Origin of the sequence: Pseudarthrobacter sp. NKDBFgelt (assembly GCF_046097905.1) — a bacterium.
Lineage (GTDB): Bacteria > Actinomycetota > Actinomycetes > Actinomycetales > Micrococcaceae > Arthrobacter > Arthrobacter polychromogenes.
In genome coordinates this window covers 1-503 of the sequence record NZ_JBJURL010000222.1, presented here as the reverse complement: position 1 = coordinate 503, position 503 = coordinate 1, and the positions used below count along the sequence as shown (strand labels likewise).

General features: G+C 70.6%; 1 protein-coding gene. It reads left to right on the top strand.

The annotated features are described in order from the left end of the window. Positions 1 to 503: methionyl-tRNA formyltransferase (locus tag ACKAE7_RS21250; RefSeq protein ID WP_408980258.1), on the top strand; the 503-nt coding region annotated here is incomplete at both ends.

The window sequence follows — 503 nt, the reverse complement described above, 5'->3', positions numbered from 1 at the left end:
AAGCCGGCGGCGCTTGCGAGTTTCGCGCGCGGGGTCATCAACGGCCATGCCGGCGACCTTCCCCGCTACCGCGGCAACGCCTGTCCCAACTGGGCGATCCTCAGGGGCGAGGCCCATGTCGGGCTCTGCGTCCATCAGATGACGCAGGAGATCGACGCCGGCCCGGTCTTCGCCCGCGCCCGGCTGCGCCTGACGGACTCGACCTACATCACCGATGTCCAGACCTGGATTGACCGCATGCTCCCGGAGCTGTTCTCGCAGGCCGTGTCGGCCATCGGGCGGGGCGATCCGCCGGAGCCGCAGAACCCCGATCCCGCGGTCACCTTGCGCTGCTACCCGCGGCGCCCCGAGGACGCCCGCATCGAGTGGCGCGAGGACGCGCGCGACATCCACCGTCTCGTCAGGGCGTCGTCGCACCCGTTCGACGGCGCCTTCTGCTACCTGGATGACGAGCGCGTCTCGGTATGGCGGGCCGACGTCGTCGAGCCCCGTTCGCAGCATCT